Here is a 220-nt window from a genome sequence, read left to right as displayed (position 1 = left end):
CTTAAACAAAAGCAACCACTCTCACTTATTAAGTTTGCTTTTGTTTAAGCACAGTTAATAAAGAAAAGCCTAATCCTACTAAACCACCGTAAACCAATGAAGTACCTACGACAGTATTTTCAAATGCACCTAATACCGAAAAAGCTATACCATCAGCAGATAAAGCCAGGTTGCCTGAATATACCATAAAGAAGACACTAGCCAAGATTAAACTAACAAT

Annotated in this window: 1 protein-coding gene; it reads right to left on the bottom strand. The window is 35.0% G+C overall.

What is annotated here, in order from left to right:
- Positions 1-28: 28 nt before the first annotated feature.
- Positions 29-220: Na+/H+ antiporter NhaC family protein (locus V6256_RS15755; RefSeq protein ID WP_341599162.1), on the bottom strand; the 192-nt coding region annotated here is incomplete at its 5' end.

The sequence above is a fragment of the Psychromonas aquatilis genome, from assembly GCF_038155185.1.
GTDB lineage: Bacteria > Pseudomonadota > Gammaproteobacteria > Enterobacterales > Psychromonadaceae > Psychromonas > Psychromonas aquatilis.
The sequence above is the reverse complement of the archived record's forward strand: the minus strand, read 5'-3'. Positions and strand labels throughout refer to the sequence as shown.